The following is a 14,024-nucleotide window of genomic DNA, read 5'->3' on the forward strand; positions in this document are numbered from 1 at the left end:
TCGATAGATTGGACGCGCGGGAGGCGCTGGGGGTTGCATGATGTGATGTACGTCTCGTGCGTGGGTGTGGATCTTCACGAAGCCGAAGTATTCGACTCCGGCCGAGATGTCCGCCGTCGGAGGTGGGGCTCAGCGGTCGGCGCCACCGGCCAGACGTCCCTTCGCCTTACGCCGCAGTTTTTTCGCCCATGTCGGCCCAGCTTCGGCCCGGCCTTCCGGGTCGAGCAATTCACTGTCGGCGAAGATGCTCTCCTCCTCGGCGATCTCCTCGCGGTCGAACGGCGTCAAAGTCCGGCCTGTCTCGCCGCGCAACCGCTCGATGACCTCGATCAACGAGCCGTCCCCGATATCCTCGACTCGGCAGCCCAGATGCTCGGCAACCAGATCCGTACGCAACTGCCGGATCTCCGGTGCCACGTCGTGTCCCTGCAATTCCCGGTCGATCACCAGATCGCATTCCGAGTCGAACCCCATCGACCGGTTGTTCAGGTTCGACGACCCGATCCGCAATACCCGGTCGTCCATCACGAATACCTTGGCATGCACATAGATCGGGCTACCGTCTTCGGCCACCGGGTAGTAGACGCGGAATCGTTGATGCGCATCGGCATGCCAGAGCAGCCGCAGTAGCCGCTGCCGTGCACCGTCCATCGCCTTCTGTTCGAGCCACCCGCCGGCATTGCGTGGCAACACGAGCACGATCTCCGGGCAATCCGGGTCGGCGAGTCGCTCGATGATCGCCTCCACGATCACCCGCGACGCCAGGTACTGGGTTTCGATGTAGATCAGCGAACGCGCGCACCGAATCAGCCGCAGATAGCAGGCTTCGACTTCCCTTACTTCCGTGCAGTCCCCGTATTCCGGCCTGCTGCGCGCGATGGCGACCCGCACATCGGTGAAGGTCGGCACAAGGAAGTCCGGCCAGATCTCCCCGACCTCGCCTTGCGTCGGTTCCACCGGCGAACCACCGGCGCTCACCCACCGTTCTCGTGAGAGTTCACCCAGCGCCCGCGCCACCGGCCCCTCCACGGCGGTGGTCACATCGTGCCAGGGTCCGTGCTCACGCTCCCCGGGGTCACGACGCCGCGCATCGTGGGCGGGATGTTCACGCGTGTCCCACCGCTGCGCCGTCATGTCGATGCCACCGCAGAACGCGAACGCGTCGTCGATCACCACGATCTTCTCGTGCTGCGCGGAGCCCACCGGATGCCGCGAATCCGCCATCAGATGCAGTCGCTGTTCGGTCAGCCAGTTGGTGATGCTGATCGGCACCATCCCGCGTTGCAGCCCATAGAGCATGCCGATGTTCCACTTGAGCAGATACACGTCGAGTCCGGGTGTCCGCTGCACCAGCCAGGCCAGGAAGTCCCCGAGCCGGTTGGGCCCCGGCACCGTGGGATCGCCGCGCTCGAGTTCGATTCGGCTGTCGAAATCCCACCCGATCAACATGATCTGATGCCGCGCACCCAGCATCGCCGCCTTGGCGGTCCGGAAATAGTCAGCAGCGTCGACGATCGGGCGTACTCGATTCGCCTGTTCGATCCGCCAGCACGTCTGCCCCGCCACCACGATCTCATCGCCGCCACTCACCCCGACAGGTTACTCACGGGGCGCGCCTGCCGACCGTTCTCGAAACGGTCGCGTGAGAGGTCACGAGTCCGGAGGATCGGCCGGCCGGTACTCGATGCGATGGCCGGATCAGCGGGCCGTTGAGCCCACGATGATGCTGCCGACGTTGCACTCTTCGAGTTCGTCGAGGCCGGTGGCCGCGGCGAAGGCGGAGGTGTCGCTGAAGCCCTGGGCGACGACGCCGAGGTTCATGGCGGTGGCGGTCAGGTAGACGGTCTGCATGAGGACGCCGACGTGCTTGAGGATGTTGGCGTAGGCGACCTGTTCGTAGCTCCACATGACGCGGCCTGCGCGGGCCGAAACCAGCAGCAGGACTTGGGGTTGCGCGCCGCCCGCCAGGGTCGCCGAGGTGGATTTGAGGAGCTTCTGGACGGCGGGGGCGTCGGTGGGGGCGACCGGGCGCAGGGCGTGGTCGGTCGAATCGTAGTGGTACATGCCGTTTTCCAGGCCTGCCACATTGCGCACCACGGGGTAGATCTCGAGTTCGTAGGCGCCGCCGCCGGAGGGGTAGGGGCGGGAGCCGTCGTCTCGGGTGCGGGCGGTGCGGAACAGCAACTCGCCCAATTGAACCGAGGTGATGGGGGCGGCGTCGTCGAAGGCGCGGGTGGAGACGCGGTCTTCGATGGTGGCGGCCAGGCTCGGATCCGATACCCGCAGCGACACCAGGTCCGGCTTCGCCAAGGCGACCGGCTCGCCGTCGAATGACGCACGGCGCAAAGGTAATTCGGGGAACTGGCCGTCGGCCCAGCGGGTGGGGCCGAAGTCGTCCCAGGTCACCGTGCGGGCGCCGAGGGTGCTGCGGCGGTGGAACCACAGGTCGGGGGTGTTCCAGGAGCGGGTGGTGAACTCGCGCTCCTCCTCGTCGCCGTCGACCAGGAAACCGCACCACTGCAGGTCGGCCATGAACTGGGTCTTCACGGCGGCGGGGACCGGGGAATCGGCGGCGAGCGGGCCGTCGAGCAGGGCGAGCAGGCGGGGGTCGTGGATGCGCAGGTCGCACCACGACTGGGGGTGTTCGAGCACGAAGCCCTGGTTGTCGCGGTGCAGGACAGCGAATTTCGACAGGGTCGCCGACCAGGTGGGCAAGGCCACCGCGGGGCGCGGGGCGGGGTCGGCGAAGGGCCGGATGCTGTAGAGGTCGCGGCCGCCGTCGCGGACTGTCACCGATAGCCAGCCGCCGTCGGTGAGCTTGCGCATCAGGGCGGTGATGTCGTCGCCCGCCGCCGCGGTCGCCATCTCCGCCGCGGTCGCCGGGCCCTGGTTCAGGGTTTTCAGCGCCCGCAGCGCCCCCGCGCCCAGACCGGTCAGCTTCTCGTTGCGCGGCGGGTTCAGCAGCACCGCGCCGGCGGGAGTCGTGAGGCAGGTGACGCCCGCACGCAGGGCGAAGCGAGTCTGGGCGGGGTAAGCGGAGGCGAGCACGGTGAAATCCTCGGGGGTAGAACCGGTCTGGGCAGAACCTATTTCGCGGCGGCGGCGAAGGCGGGCTCGAGCTTATCCAGCATGTACGGCACCGACAGCGCGCTCGGCTGGTTGATCGCGCTGATCTCCTGCGTGGTCAGGAACACGACCGAACCCTTGCGCACCGACGGCAGATCGGCGTAACCCGGCAGCTGCCGGTACTTCTCGTCGAGGCCGGGGGAGTAACCGGCCAGCAGCAGGTCGGCGGTGAGCTCGTCGACCTTCTCCGGCGACAGCGCAAGGCGGCCCTGGTTGGCGGGCAGTGCGGTGAGGTTGGCCGGGATGCCCATGCCGAGTGCGGTGAACACCTTGGCCGAACCGTCGTTGGGGTCGGTCAGCACCATCAGCTGCGCGGGGCTCGCGAGCCAGGTGCTGGCGAAGGTCTTGCCCTTCAGGCCGGGGTTGGCGGTCGCGATGGCGGCGACCTTGTCGTCGACCTTCTTGATCACCGCGCTCGCGTCGGACTCCTTGTGCAGCACCTTGCCCAGCACGGTGACCTGGTCCTGCCACGGGGTGACGGCGTCCTTGGTCAGTGCGGGCAGGGTCGGGGCGACCTTGGACAGATCGTCGTAGGTCTTCTGATCGGCGATGAACGGGTCGACCAGGATCAGGTCCGGCTCGAGCGCCGCGACCTGCTCGGCGATATTGCCGGTGGTGTTGAGGGCGGTGGCGGTCTTCAGGGACTCCGGCGTCCACGGCGGGGTGCTCTTGGACACCGCGGAGACGTTGTCGATGTAGCCGACCGGGACCACGCCGAGCGCCAGCGAGCTGTCGAGCCACTGGTTGCCCAGCGCCACGATCTTCTTCGGGGTACCGGGGACGGTGGTCTCGCCGCGGGCGTGGGTGATGGTCACCGCTTCGCCCGATGCGGCCTCGTCCTCGGTGGAACCGCAGGCGACCACGCCAAAGGCGAGGGCACCGGCGAGCGCGGCAACCGCCGCGCGCCGCCAGCCGCGCGAAGTCCGAACAGTCGTCATGGGTGCACCCTCCGTAGAGCAAGTTCCAGCGTAAGTCAGCCTAGGCTAACCTACGTCGCTTTTCGGAGGGAAGCTGTGCCCCTAGAGCGCGACGCGCTGGTCCTGTGGCATGAACAGCTTGTCGCCTTCCTTCACCTCGAAGGTGGTGTAGAACTCGGCGATATTGCGAACCACCTGGTTGCAGCGGAACTCGTTGGGGGAGTGGGTGTCCTGCAAACCCTGCAGGGTCGCCTCCTCGGTCTGCTTGTCGCGCCACTGCCGCGCCCACGAGAAGAACATGCTCCGGAAGTCGGGCTGCTCGCCGGACCGCTGGGCCACCTTCTGATAGGCGGCCAGCGCGATCTGCAGGCCGCGCAGGTCGGCCAGATTCTCGCCGACGGTCAGCGCGCCGTTCACGTGCTGGCCCTCGGGCGCGCCCTCCGGAACGAGCACGTCGTACTGGGCGATGATCTGCTGGGTCTTGGCGCCGAACGCCGCGAGATCCTCGGGCGTCCACCAGTCGCGACGGTTGCCGTCGCCGTCGTACTTGGAGCCCTGGTCGTCGAAGCCGTGCCCGATCTCGTGGCCGATCGTGGAACCCACCGCGCCGTAGTTGACCGCGGCCTGGGCGTCCTTGTCGAAGAACGGGGGCTGCAGATAGGCGGCCGGGAAGACGATCTGGTTGGTGGTGGGGCTGTAGTAGGCATTCACCGTCTGCGGCGACATGCTCCACTCCATCTTGTCCACCTCGGTGCCGAGGCGCGCGAACGCGCGCTTGGACTCGAAAGCGTTGATGGCCAACAGGGATTCGATCAGTTTGCCGCGTGTGATCTGCACCGACGAGTAGTCGACCCACTTGTCCGGGTAGCCGATCTGGGTGGCGATCTTGTCCAGCTTGGCGATCGAGGCCTCGCGGGTGGGCTGGGTCATCCAGGTCGAATTGGTGAAGTTGTCGCGGTAGGCGGCGGTGAGGTCGGCGACCATCTCCAGCGCGCGCTCCTTGGCCGCGGGCGGGAAGTGCTTGTCCACGTACAGTTTTCCGAGCGGTTCGCCGAGGTTGCTGTCGACCACACCCACCGCGGAGCGCCACATCTCCGGCTTCTCCTCCAGCCCGCTCATCACCCGGCCGAAGAACTCGAAGCGCGCGTCGGCGATGGGCTTGGGCAGGAAGCGGGCATAGGAATCGGCCACGTGCATCTTGAGGTAGTCGCGCCACTGGGCGATGTCGACCTCGGCCCACAGCTGCGCGGCCGCGGTGACGAACGACGGCTGACCGACCACCATCTTGTCGAACAGCGACTTGGGCCGATCGGTCATCCCGGCCAGCCACGGATCCCAGTCGAACTGCGGGCCGAGCGCGGTGAGTTCCTGCCAGCTCATCAGGTTGTAGGTGGCGTCGGTATTGCGCAGGCGCACGCTGTCCCAGTGCGCGGCGGCGATCCGCTTCTCCAGATCGAGCATCCGCTGCGCCAACCCGGCCGGATCGGCAAGGCCGAGGCCGGCGGCCAGCTGCTGGAGGTAGGTCTGATAGGCCACGAGCTGGGCGGCGAACTCGGGCTTGCGGTAGTACTGCTCGCTCAGGATGAGCCCGGACTGGCCGACGCTGGGGATATAGGCCTTGGAGTTCTTGCGGTCGATGCTGATACCCATCCCGATCAGCCCGGCGATCGGCGCCTCGGCCATCACCCTCGCCAGCTCGGGCTTGCCCGCCGCCTTGTCGATCGCGGCGAACAGGCCGGTCAAGGGCGTGATACCGAGGCGTTCGATCTCATCGAGGTTCAGGCGCGCGTCGTAGAGATCCTTGATCTGCTGCGCCTCAGTGCCGTGCTCGGGATCGGAAATGCCCTCGATGATCGCGCGCAGCTGGTCCAGTGTCCGGTCGTTGGCATCGGTGATCGCGCCGACCGAGGCCTTGTCGGGCGGGAGCTGGTAATCGCGCAGCCAGGTGCCGTTGACATGGCGGTACAGGTCGTCCTGCGGGCGGATGGTGGGGTCGCCGCCGCCCAGGTCGACGCCGGTGAGCTGCACTTCGGGAGCGTCGGAGGAACACGACGCCAGCGCTGCGGCCACCGGGACCAGGCCCATGGCGATCAGGAATGCGCGACGATCCAACGACGGACGACCGGACGATGTCACAGATTGTTCCTTCCCCGATGCGATGCCCGCACCCCGATGCTTGTTGCGATCCAGCTCGCACAGGCTACCGGCGCGACGCTGTCTTCGGCGGGGTAGCGACGCAGGTCGACCCCGATTCGATTCGCCCTGGGGGTTCACCTACACTAGAACGGTTGCCTGCGGGAGCTATGCCCTCGCAATCCGGCAGTGAACCCCCAGTGGAAGGTATTTCCGCTGGCAGGCGCGCGTCCGGTGGGTAACTGACCATGTGCGTCGGGTCGGCAATCCGGCGTACGTATACATCCAGGTCCAGGAGGTGCTGAAGTGATTCAGCAGGAGTCGCGACTGCGCGTCGCCGACAACACCGGAGCGAAGGAAATCCTTTGCATCCGCGTGCTCGGTGGCTCGTCGCGTCGCTATGCCGGTATCGGTGACATCATCGTCGCCACCGTGAAGGACGCCATCCCCGGCGCCAACGTGAAGAAGGGCGACGTCGTCAAGGCTGTCGTCGTTCGCACGACCAAGGAGCGTCGTCGTCCGGACGGTTCCTACATCAAGTTCGACGAGAACGCTGCCGTGCTGATCAAGCCGGACAACGACCCTCGTGGCACCCGCATCTTCGGCCCGGTCGGCCGCGAGCTGCGTGACAAGCGCTTCATGAAGATCGTTTCGCTGGCCCCGGAGGTGCTCTGACTATGAAGGTGCACAAGGGTGACACCGTGCTCGTCATTTCGGGCAAGGACAAGGGCGCCAAGGGCAAGGTCATTCAGGCCTTCCCGGCGACCGGCAAGGTTCTCGTCGAAGGCGTGAACCGCATCAAGAAGCACGTTGCGGACTCCGCGAACCAGCGTGGCGCGTCCTCGGGTGGCATCGTCACCCAGGAAGCCCCCATCCAGGTTTCCAACGTGATGGTCGTCGACTCCGACGGTAACCCGACTCGCGTCGGCTACCGCACCGACGAAGAGTCCGGCAAGCGCGTCCGGATCTCCCGTAAAAACGGGAAGGACATCTGACATGACCACCTCTGAGCAGACTCAGCCCCGGCTGAAGGCGCGCTACCGCGCCGAGATCAAGGACGCGCTGAACGGCGAGTTCGAATACGCCAACGTGATGCAGATCCCCGGCGTCGTCAAGGTCGTCGTGAACATGGGTGTCGGCGACGCCGCCCGTGACGCGAAGCTGATCAACGGTGCCGTCAAGGACCTCGAGCTGATCACCGGCCAGAAGCCCGAAATCCGTAAGGCCACCAAGTCGATCGCGCAGTTCAAGCTGCGTGAGGGCATGCCGATCGGCGCGAAGGTCACCCTTCGTGGCGACCGTATGTGGGAGTTCCTGGACCGTCTCGTGTCCATCGCGCTGCCCCGTATCCGCGACTTCCGCGGCCTGTCGCCGAAGCAGTTCGACGGCAACGGCAACTACACGTTCGGCCTCAGCGAGCAGTCGATGTTCCACGAGATCGACGTGGATTCCATCGACCGCCCGCGCGGTATGGACATCACCGTGGTCACCACCGCGACCAACAACGAAGAAGGCCGCGCGCTGCTGAAGCACCTCGGCTTCCCGTTCAAGGAGAACTGAGCACATGGCTAAGAAAGCACTGCGCATCAAGGCGGAGGCCAAGCCTAAGTTCGCCGTCCGCGCCTACACCCGCTGCCAGCGTTGCGGTCGCCCGCACGCGGTCTACCGCAAGTTCGGCCTGTGCCGTATCTGCGTCCGCGAAATGGCGCACCGCGGTGAGCTCCCGGGCGTGCACAAGAGCTCCTGGTGAGCTTGCGCTCCTCGTGAGCGCACCCGCCTAGGCGAATATCGTACGAAGGCACGGACTTCCGATGGGAGTCCGTGCCTTCGCGCGTTCAGAGGTCGTCGATCATCGACCTGGCGTGCTCGCGTCCCAGTTCACGTCGTCCGACGTGATCGAGTTCGGCGAAGCTCAGCGGTGAGAGCGTCAGGCGGATCGTTGTGCGAACAGATCGGCGATCACAAGTGCGAGCGCGGAACTCGCACATCCAATAGTCGTTTTCGAGGTCAGGCTATGAGCTTCGCCCCGAACGTCGTTCACGACAGCCCCGGCTTCCCGCGCCAGGAGGACGCCCGCGGCCGTATCCCACGGCTTGTTCGCCAGGATCACGCAGACATCGGTCCGCCCCTGGGCGAGCCAAGCAAGGTCCAACGAGGCCGAGCCGAGCATCCGAATGCGTTCAGCTCGACCAGCAAGGGCCGCCGTGACTCTGAGACGTTCGGCGTTCTTGCTTGCCGCCTCCCGCCCGACCGCATAGTCGCCGATGGACACCATCGCCGCCGAGAGATCCTCGACACCACTGGCAATCATTGGTTCGTCGTTGACGAATGCACCGCCACCGGCGACCGCGTGATAGGCATGGCCGAGGAAGGGAGCGCTGATAGCAGCGACAACTGTCTCATCGCCTCGCAGGAGCGCCAAAGAGACCGCGCACAGTGGGATGCCGTGGACGAAGTTCGACGTGCCGTCGATCGGATCCAGCACCCAGCGGTACTCGCCGCCGGCATTATGCCCAGCTGTCTCCTCTCCGAGAAACGCGAACTCCGGTGTCGCGGCGGCAAGGTACGCCTGGACCTTTCGCTCGATCTCGAGGTCCAAATCGGTGACGTAGTCCCGATCTCCTTTGAGTCGGACGACAGCCGGGCGTGCTGATTCCAACATTCCTGCGCCGATCGCCACAGCCTCACGCGCGATCGCCAGCGCATCCCGACTCTCAACCATCAACAGCCTCCACCGCACCCGACCACAGCGCCTCGAATGCTCCGGTGAAGGTGGCGTAGAGGCCACCAGCCTCTGCCTCGATCACGAAGGCCGGCGATTCCACGCCACGCGCCATCGGGAGGTATGGCTGGAAGACACAAGTTCCGTCAACCACCATGATGTTGAATCGGGCGGGCCCATCGTAGGTCCGAATCATCAGCGTTCCTGGAAGATTCTCGGTCGTGACCTGCTGGCTTATCCGGCGCAGCGCAGCGATATTGAGGCCGGTCAGCGCTGCGAGAGTACCTGCGGGCTGACCTTCTTCCCGCTCCCGATCTGAGGTATGCCGACTGCGGGGATCGAGGAACATGCACCGGATCACGGCACCGGACCGTAGCAACTCCACAATCTCTGAGTCCGGGTACTGCTGGCAGAACAGATTCAACGAGATGCCAGCCAGATCTATCGTCGTTGCATCCGAGAACAGTTCCGCCGGAGGCAAACTCCCGAACAGCTCACCTCGCGTTGCGAAAGTCTGGACGGAGGCCCCAGTTCCGGGACCGAAATCGCCGGCACGGCGCCGAGGGGAAATCCCTTGTGTCCCATCAGATTCAGCGAACAACTCTGCCGCCGTATACCCGGGGAACATCGCCTCGAGAATCCGGCAGTGATGCGGGTAGGGAAGGCCGGTGACGTTCCCCGACAGCCATCGATAGAACTGGGCCTTCCGCGGACCGGCGCCGACGAGGCCGGGCTCCACGCGCCGCGCGACCGCGTTGTACTCACGATCAAACGCGCTGTGCGTCTGTAGGTGCTTCAACTGGAGCAAAGCCTTCAACGTAACCATGAGCTTGCCTCCTCCCCGAACGCCCGCGATTGGGCCGATCCTACGGGTGCGGGTGACGCAGAACAACCCGCTGAGCACGTAAATGATCCACAGATCGGACAGGACGGTAGTACCTGAGACGATCACGGACATCGGCGGCGACGCGGCCGGACTCCACGTCGAGGCACCTTGCTGGGTACGTAAACCCCCAGGAGGAGCCAATGATGTCGACAACTCTCGCTGAGGCGCTGGTCCTACGCCTACTGCAACCCGGAGGACAACTCACCGACCGCCAGATCGCCGCCGACACCGGGCTCTCCATCCGGCGAACCCGACGCGCACTGCGAGCGCTCCACCACACCGGGTTCCTCCGGCAACCTCCGCATCGGCAGGCGTGGGAGCTATCGATGTCTGGCCACGCCTACACGAAGGCTCCCTCCGGACAGGCCATGCTCGATGTGCCTCGATCGGTGATCACAGGATGAAACCCACCGCCATCGGCTACCTCCGCTCCGACCTGTCCGGCGCGGCACAGAACTGGGATGAGATCCGCCTACGATCGCTGGCGAAGCGGTATGGCTACGACCTTGCCAAGACCATCGTGTTCACCGCTCGAACGGCCGACCCCCTCAGCGGACTCATCACCATCGTCCGGCGAATCAACGCCGAAGCGGTCTTCGTTCCTCATCGGCGGCATCTCGGCGTCGAGATGCCACTCACACTGGTCAGCACCTGCGACGTGATCACTGTCGACGACGAAAACACCTATGCAAGATCGTATTTCGCGAATCATGACCGCACGGTCGCTCCGTGATCCGCGAAGAATCCGGGACCTCCAGATCGGCCGAATGTTCGTGTGGCACCACCGGCGCGAGGACCGCGCCGCGGCTCGTGATCAACTTCCCGACGAAGCGACACTGACGCTCGGCCAGAGCTTCATAGAGCGTATGACATACGGGTGTACGATTGGTGAAGCATTTCGGTGCGCTCAGGTGTCCACATAAAGGGAGCTGAATTTATTTCGAGGCTGCCCGCACGGCGAATCGCCCAAACATCTCCGGATTCCAAGAAGTATACGATCATGTCATCGGACGTCGCCGCAAGCAGTTTGGTCGCAATGAACAATATATCGGTGACTTGAGCATCTAGGCTTTCGGTTTTATTCAATCTAAAAAAGATCGATACTGTCGGCTTGAATCCGAATTGCTCCTCTATGGGGTCTCCCCATGCTGGAGATCGGGCGGTGCTTACGCGAATATACAACCCCCGTTGAACCGAAATGCCATCGATGAGGCTGTCCACAGTTGCCCGATCAGAAATTTCGCCCGAGAGGCAGATCGAGTTCACCGATGCGGCAATTTCTGACACGCTTCGATCTGTTGCGACGGCCACCATGTAGTCGAGTGCCATTCAGGTCTCCATTGTGTGGTATTTAGGGAAAGACCGGGACTACGTTACCAGACTTGTCGATGACCAGAACCTCCTGCAGACCCTGGACCGGCCACTGCTTCAATTGATTCGCTACGGCTTCCGGACTTGCGCTGCTGTCACTGAGGTTGAGGACAATCCTTTCGGTTTGTCCCGAAGATACCTTCTCATCGATGACACCCGCTATATTCCTCACGTTGCCCGTCGATGGTGAGTAGCAATCAAAGACTTTGCCTTCTATTTTATAGTCTGGATTCTTGTCGCCGGGAACCGACGGATTCTGTTCAACTTGATAGCCCTTATCCGCAAGAATGCTGGCGGATTCATTTTCGCGTGTGAGTGATCGAATATTGTTGGGATCTTTGTCGTTCGGGTTGATGTAAGTCGTCGAGCCGGACGGTTTACCTCCGAGTGTTCCGGTCGGTTTAATAGTAGAACTCTCGTCGCCACCCTTCTCAGTGTTCGTGGCAGTGATCACTATCGGCAGCTCGACAATGGTCAGAAGATCGCCGTTTGTCAGCGTGGCGGTGGTGAAAGTGAGGGTGCTGAGGGTGGCGAGGAATGTGTTGGCAGGCCCGGCTATGGCCCAAGCCGCGTCGTTCAGGAAGTCGATATCTATCTCGACTTTGTTGTCGTTGGGTGACTGCGACTGCTGCTTGCTCGGCGCCTTTTCCTTCGCTGGCTGCTCTTTGACATTTATCATCGAACGCCCGATCGATATGGCGGTAACCACAACTACCGCTGCGAACTGCGTATTGATGTCCGCGCGCATTTTGGTCAAGGCCACGTTGTGGGCTTCGACTGCGTTGGCGATGTCATGAGCGGCGGTACGGATTTCGCGGAGTTTTTCAGCGAGCTTGCGAAGGTTTGCTACATGGTTCGGGATGTCGTCCGGGACTTTGGGTCCGAAGCCTTGTTCCAGCCCTGAGGCGACGGTTAGTAGCCGTGCCACGCCGTATTCGAGGGGGTCTGAATTGGCGAAGGTCTTCCACATGGTCGCGGAGCGTGCAAGTTTGTCGGTATCCCCGTCGGGGACTTGGCCGCCGGTGACAAGCGTGGTGACCTTGTCCTGCAGTTCGGTCCAGTCTGTCTGAAGCCCGTTGGAATAGGCTCCTGACGACGCGATACCGACTACCGCGCCCGCGCCGTAGGGTAGCTCGGACGGGATGCTGGTGGGCAACGATGGTGGGGCGCCTTTGTTGGTACTGCGGTTGGCTGTGTATTCCCCGGACTTCCAGTTGTAGCTGGACGCTGTCAGTATATCCCCGAAGTGTTGCAGGGCTCGCGCGAAGTTGGTCGCGACCATTGTCAACGCGGCGGCACGGTCGTCGTAGGCTTTCGACCACGACTTGACTGCTTCATAGCCGCCGGCCATCGCGCTTGTTTCTAAGAGTACGGTTTGCGGCGTTTCGTAGACGGTTTGGAATTTCTTCGACAAGTCGTAGCATGCCGTGGCCGCGCTGTCATAGGACTGCGGCGAGACTGCGCCCATAGAAGTCAGCCACCGCTCATTCTCAAGTTGGCTTCCGCTGCCGCACTGTAGGCGTCGCGGGCTTTGACGGCGGCGTTGTACATCTGGGTGAGTCCTTCAATTACCGTGGCAGCCCCGGTAGCCCATTCTCGGTAGGCTTCCTCTTGGGCATCAGCGGCGGCCCCCTGCCAGTTTTGCTGAATGGAGGCGATTCGGTTGTTGATGCCGTCGAGGCTTTCGGTGAGGAAGCCGATGAATCCATTGGCGCGGCTGATGAGCTGGTCCAACTCATCGATGTCGAAGGTGAAGTCGCGGGAGTCGTCCATCACATGTTCAACTGCGGTAGGTCGAGCGAACTCAAAGTATCGGAGTTCGAGACGTCTTGACTGACAACGGCTTTGCTCGCGATGCCCAGGAGTTCGCCCATCGTCGTGAGGGCGTTCAGTACGTCTGCGGCACCCTTCTTGGTTTCAGTCCAGCCGTCCCCGAATGCCTCCGCCGCCGCACCGCTCCAATTATCCAGGACAGTCGATACCTCGCGGTCGAGTGTGCCGAGCCCGTTGATCAGGGATTCCGCGACCTGCTGGATATAGACACCGGCATCGGTCACCTCGCCCGGCACCATCGCGAAAACTGTTCCAGACGTATCGTTTTCACCTGCCACGTGTCCCCCGTTCTCAGACCATCGGAGCCAGCCTAGTCACGGCAGCGTGGAGCAGCAACAGACGAGGTTTCAACCAAAGGAATCGAGTCCAGCCAGTACCGCGGGTGTCACCGGTGGGTCATCGAACGCACCATCGCCTGGCCTGGTGGCTATAACCGGCTCTTGATTCGCCACGACCGCAAGGTCATTGCGGCCTTCCCGGCGACCAACAACGAAGAAGGCCGCGCGCTGCTGAAGCACCTCGGCTTCCCGTTCAAGGAGAACTGAGCACATGGCTAAGAAAGCACTGCGCATCAAGGCGGAGGCCAAGCCTAAGTTCGCCGTCCGCGCCTACACCCGCTGCCAGCGTTGCGGTCGCCCGCACGCGGTCTACCGCAAGTTCGGCTTGTGCCGTATCTGCGTCGTGAAATGGCGCACCGCGGTGAGCTCCCGGGCGTGCACAAGAGCTCCTGGTGAGCCCGCGCTCGGAGTGAGCGCACCCGCCTAGGCGAATAACGAAGCAAGGCACGGACTCTCAACTGAGAGTCCGTGCCTTCGCGCGTTTGTCGTGACTTCAGTCGATGCGTTGAACAGGCTGCCCGGTGAGGCGGGCGAACCGACGCGGTGAACTCGGTACTCGGCGGGCAGCATCGGTACACGCGGACATACAACCACCGCGCAGGCACTAGTGTGTCACGCCTGAAATAAGCCAGATAAATTGTTAGCCTGTTTGCGTGTCGAATCGTGGGCCTTCTGCTGTTGAGATCGTTGTGTCCGAC

At 63.5% G+C, this 14,024-nt stretch carries 16 protein-coding genes and 2 pseudogenes; 8 read left to right on the forward strand and 10 right to left on the reverse strand.

Translation table 11 applies throughout. The annotated features are described in order from the left end of the window. Positions 1-129: 129 nt before the first annotated feature. The 4 genes from ACFWPK_RS15435 to ACFWPK_RS15450 form a co-directional block, all read right to left on the reverse strand. Complete coding sequence (locus ACFWPK_RS15435) at positions 130-1,590, reverse strand: phospholipase D-like domain-containing protein (RefSeq protein WP_378915881.1); 1,461 nt, start codon at positions 1,588-1,590, stop codon at positions 130-132. A 108-nt stretch (positions 1,591-1,698) separates the two neighbouring features. After that, the gene (locus ACFWPK_RS15440) at positions 1,699-3,048 is read right to left on the reverse strand and encodes a SagB family peptide dehydrogenase (RefSeq protein WP_378915883.1); all 1,350 of its coding nucleotides are present in this window, start codon (positions 3,046-3,048) and stop codon (positions 1,699-1,701) included. 38 nt (positions 3,049-3,086) lie between these two features. After that, positions 3,087-4,064 carry an ABC transporter substrate-binding protein gene (locus ACFWPK_RS15445; protein ID WP_378915885.1) on the reverse strand — a complete coding sequence of 326 codons (978 nt, stop codon included), beginning with the start codon at positions 4,062-4,064 and terminating at the stop codon, positions 3,087-3,089. An 81-nt stretch (positions 4,065-4,145) separates the two neighbouring features. Continuing rightward, positions 4,146-6,179, reverse strand: coding sequence for a M13 family metallopeptidase (locus ACFWPK_RS15450; RefSeq protein WP_378915887.1), 2,034 nt, complete (start codon positions 6,177-6,179; stop codon positions 4,146-4,148). A 303-nt stretch (positions 6,180-6,482) separates the two neighbouring features. Between ACFWPK_RS15450 and rplN the strand changes: the two genes are divergently transcribed. The 4 genes from rplN to ACFWPK_RS15470 are packed head-to-tail and all read left to right on the forward strand — an operon-like array spanning position 6,483 to position 7,926. After that, a complete protein-coding gene (gene rplN, locus ACFWPK_RS15455) occupies positions 6,483-6,851 on the forward strand; it encodes a 50S ribosomal protein L14 (RefSeq protein WP_056818394.1) in 369 nt (122 codons plus the stop codon). Between the two features lie 2 nt (positions 6,852-6,853). Continuing rightward, entirely contained in the window at positions 6,854-7,171 is a 318-nt protein-coding gene (gene rplX, locus ACFWPK_RS15460) for a 50S ribosomal protein L24 (protein WP_056818391.1), read from the forward strand. Position 7,172: 1 nt separating this feature from the next. Next, entirely contained in the window at positions 7,173-7,736 is a 564-nt protein-coding gene (rplE, locus tag ACFWPK_RS15465) for a 50S ribosomal protein L5 (RefSeq protein WP_056818389.1), read from the forward strand. Between the two features lie 4 nt (positions 7,737-7,740). Then, positions 7,741-7,926 carry a type Z 30S ribosomal protein S14 gene (locus ACFWPK_RS15470; RefSeq protein ID WP_056818387.1) on the forward strand — a complete coding sequence of 62 codons (186 nt, stop codon included), beginning with the start codon at positions 7,741-7,743 and terminating at the stop codon, positions 7,924-7,926. 177 nt (positions 7,927-8,103) lie between these two features. Here ACFWPK_RS15470 and ACFWPK_RS15475 read toward each other — a convergent pair whose 3' ends face one another. Both ACFWPK_RS15475 and ACFWPK_RS15480 read right to left on the reverse strand, forming a co-directional pair. Further along, positions 8,104-8,898 carry an inositol monophosphatase family protein gene (locus ACFWPK_RS15475; RefSeq protein ID WP_378915889.1) on the reverse strand — a complete coding sequence of 265 codons (795 nt, stop codon included), beginning with the start codon at positions 8,896-8,898 and terminating at the stop codon, positions 8,104-8,106. Next, positions 8,891-9,856, reverse strand: a complete 966-nt coding sequence (locus ACFWPK_RS15480; RefSeq protein ID WP_378915892.1) for a DUF5919 domain-containing protein — start codon at positions 9,854-9,856, stop codon at positions 8,891-8,893. The genes ACFWPK_RS15475 and ACFWPK_RS15480 overlap by 8 nt, the downstream gene beginning before the upstream one ends. 71 nt (positions 9,857-9,927) lie before the next feature. On the opposite strand from ACFWPK_RS15480, the gene ACFWPK_RS15485 reads away from it, so the two are divergent. Then, entirely contained in the window at positions 9,928-10,188 is a 261-nt protein-coding gene (locus tag ACFWPK_RS15485) for a helix-turn-helix domain-containing protein (RefSeq protein WP_378915894.1), read from the forward strand. Further along, entirely contained in the window at positions 10,185-10,517 is a 333-nt protein-coding gene (locus tag ACFWPK_RS15490; RefSeq protein WP_378915896.1) for a hypothetical protein, read from the forward strand. Before ACFWPK_RS15485 ends, ACFWPK_RS15490 begins: the two co-directional genes overlap by 4 nt. A 122-nt stretch (positions 10,518-10,639) precedes the next feature. On the opposite strand, the gene ACFWPK_RS15495 is transcribed toward ACFWPK_RS15490, so the two are convergent. From ACFWPK_RS15495 to ACFWPK_RS15510, 4 genes are read right to left on the reverse strand one after another with little or no spacing between them, the layout of a single operon-like run. After that, on the reverse strand, positions 10,640-11,113 hold the full coding sequence (locus ACFWPK_RS15495) for a SitI3 family protein (protein WP_378915898.1): 474 nt from the start codon (positions 11,111-11,113) through the stop codon (positions 10,640-10,642). A gap of 22 nt (positions 11,114-11,135) precedes the next feature. Next, the gene (locus tag ACFWPK_RS15500; RefSeq protein WP_378915901.1) at positions 11,136-12,623 is read right to left on the reverse strand and encodes a hypothetical protein; all 1,488 of its coding nucleotides are present in this window, start codon (positions 12,621-12,623) and stop codon (positions 11,136-11,138) included. A gap of 5 nt (positions 12,624-12,628) precedes the next feature. Continuing rightward, on the reverse strand, positions 12,629-12,928 hold the full coding sequence (locus ACFWPK_RS15505) for a WXG100 family type VII secretion target (protein ID WP_378915903.1): 300 nt from the start codon (positions 12,926-12,928) through the stop codon (positions 12,629-12,631). Next, positions 12,928-13,227 carry a WXG100 family type VII secretion target gene (locus tag ACFWPK_RS15510; protein ID WP_378915904.1) on the reverse strand — a complete coding sequence of 100 codons (300 nt, stop codon included), beginning with the start codon at positions 13,225-13,227 and terminating at the stop codon, positions 12,928-12,930. The genes ACFWPK_RS15505 and ACFWPK_RS15510 overlap by 1 nt, the downstream gene beginning before the upstream one ends. 240 nt (positions 13,228-13,467) lie before the next feature. Here ACFWPK_RS15510 and ACFWPK_RS15515 point away from each other — a divergent pair. After that, a pseudogene (locus ACFWPK_RS15515) lies at positions 13,468-13,533 on the forward strand (50S ribosomal protein L5); the annotation flags it as partial. A 4-nt stretch (positions 13,534-13,537) separates the two neighbouring features. Then, a pseudogene (locus ACFWPK_RS15520) lies at positions 13,538-13,722 on the forward strand (type Z 30S ribosomal protein S14). Positions 13,723-14,024: the final 302 nt, after the last annotated feature.

The organism is Nocardia sp. NPDC058519 (assembly GCF_042719755.1).
GTDB lineage: Bacteria > Actinomycetota > Actinomycetes > Mycobacteriales > Mycobacteriaceae > Nocardia.

Bases quoted from the DNA above. Each gene is read 5' to 3' on its own strand.
- ACFWPK_RS15510 (WP_378915904.1), bottom strand. From the start codon at position 13,227: ATGGTGCCGGGCGAGGTGACCGATGCCGGTGTCTATATCCAGCAGGTC.
- ACFWPK_RS15480 (WP_378915892.1), bottom strand. From the start codon at position 9,856: ATGTCCGTGATCGTCTCAGGTACTACCGTCCTGTCCGATCTGTGGATC.
- ACFWPK_RS15470 (WP_056818387.1), top strand. From the start codon at position 7,741: ATGGCTAAGAAAGCACTGCGCATCAAGGCGGAGGCCAAGCCTAAGTTC.
- ACFWPK_RS15485 (WP_378915894.1), top strand. From the start codon at position 9,928: ATGTCGACAACTCTCGCTGAGGCGCTGGTCCTACGCCTACTGCAACCC.
- ACFWPK_RS15475 (WP_378915889.1), bottom strand. From the start codon at position 8,898: ATGGTTGAGAGTCGGGATGCGCTGGCGATCGCGCGTGAGGCTGTGGCG.
- rplX (WP_056818391.1), top strand. From the start codon at position 6,854: ATGAAGGTGCACAAGGGTGACACCGTGCTCGTCATTTCGGGCAAGGAC.
- ACFWPK_RS15490 (WP_378915896.1), top strand. From the start codon at position 10,185: ATGAAACCCACCGCCATCGGCTACCTCCGCTCCGACCTGTCCGGCGCG.
- ACFWPK_RS15500 (WP_378915901.1), bottom strand. From the start codon at position 12,623: ATGGGCGCAGTCTCGCCGCAGTCCTATGACAGCGCGGCCACGGCATGC.
- ACFWPK_RS15505 (WP_378915903.1), bottom strand. From the start codon at position 12,928: ATGGACGACTCCCGCGACTTCACCTTCGACATCGATGAGTTGGACCAG.
- ACFWPK_RS15445 (WP_378915885.1), bottom strand. From the start codon at position 4,064: ATGACGACTGTTCGGACTTCGCGCGGCTGGCGGCGCGCGGCGGTTGCC.
- ACFWPK_RS15495 (WP_378915898.1), bottom strand. From the start codon at position 11,113: ATGGCACTCGACTACATGGTGGCCGTCGCAACAGATCGAAGCGTGTCA.
- rplE (WP_056818389.1), top strand. From the start codon at position 7,173: ATGACCACCTCTGAGCAGACTCAGCCCCGGCTGAAGGCGCGCTACCGC.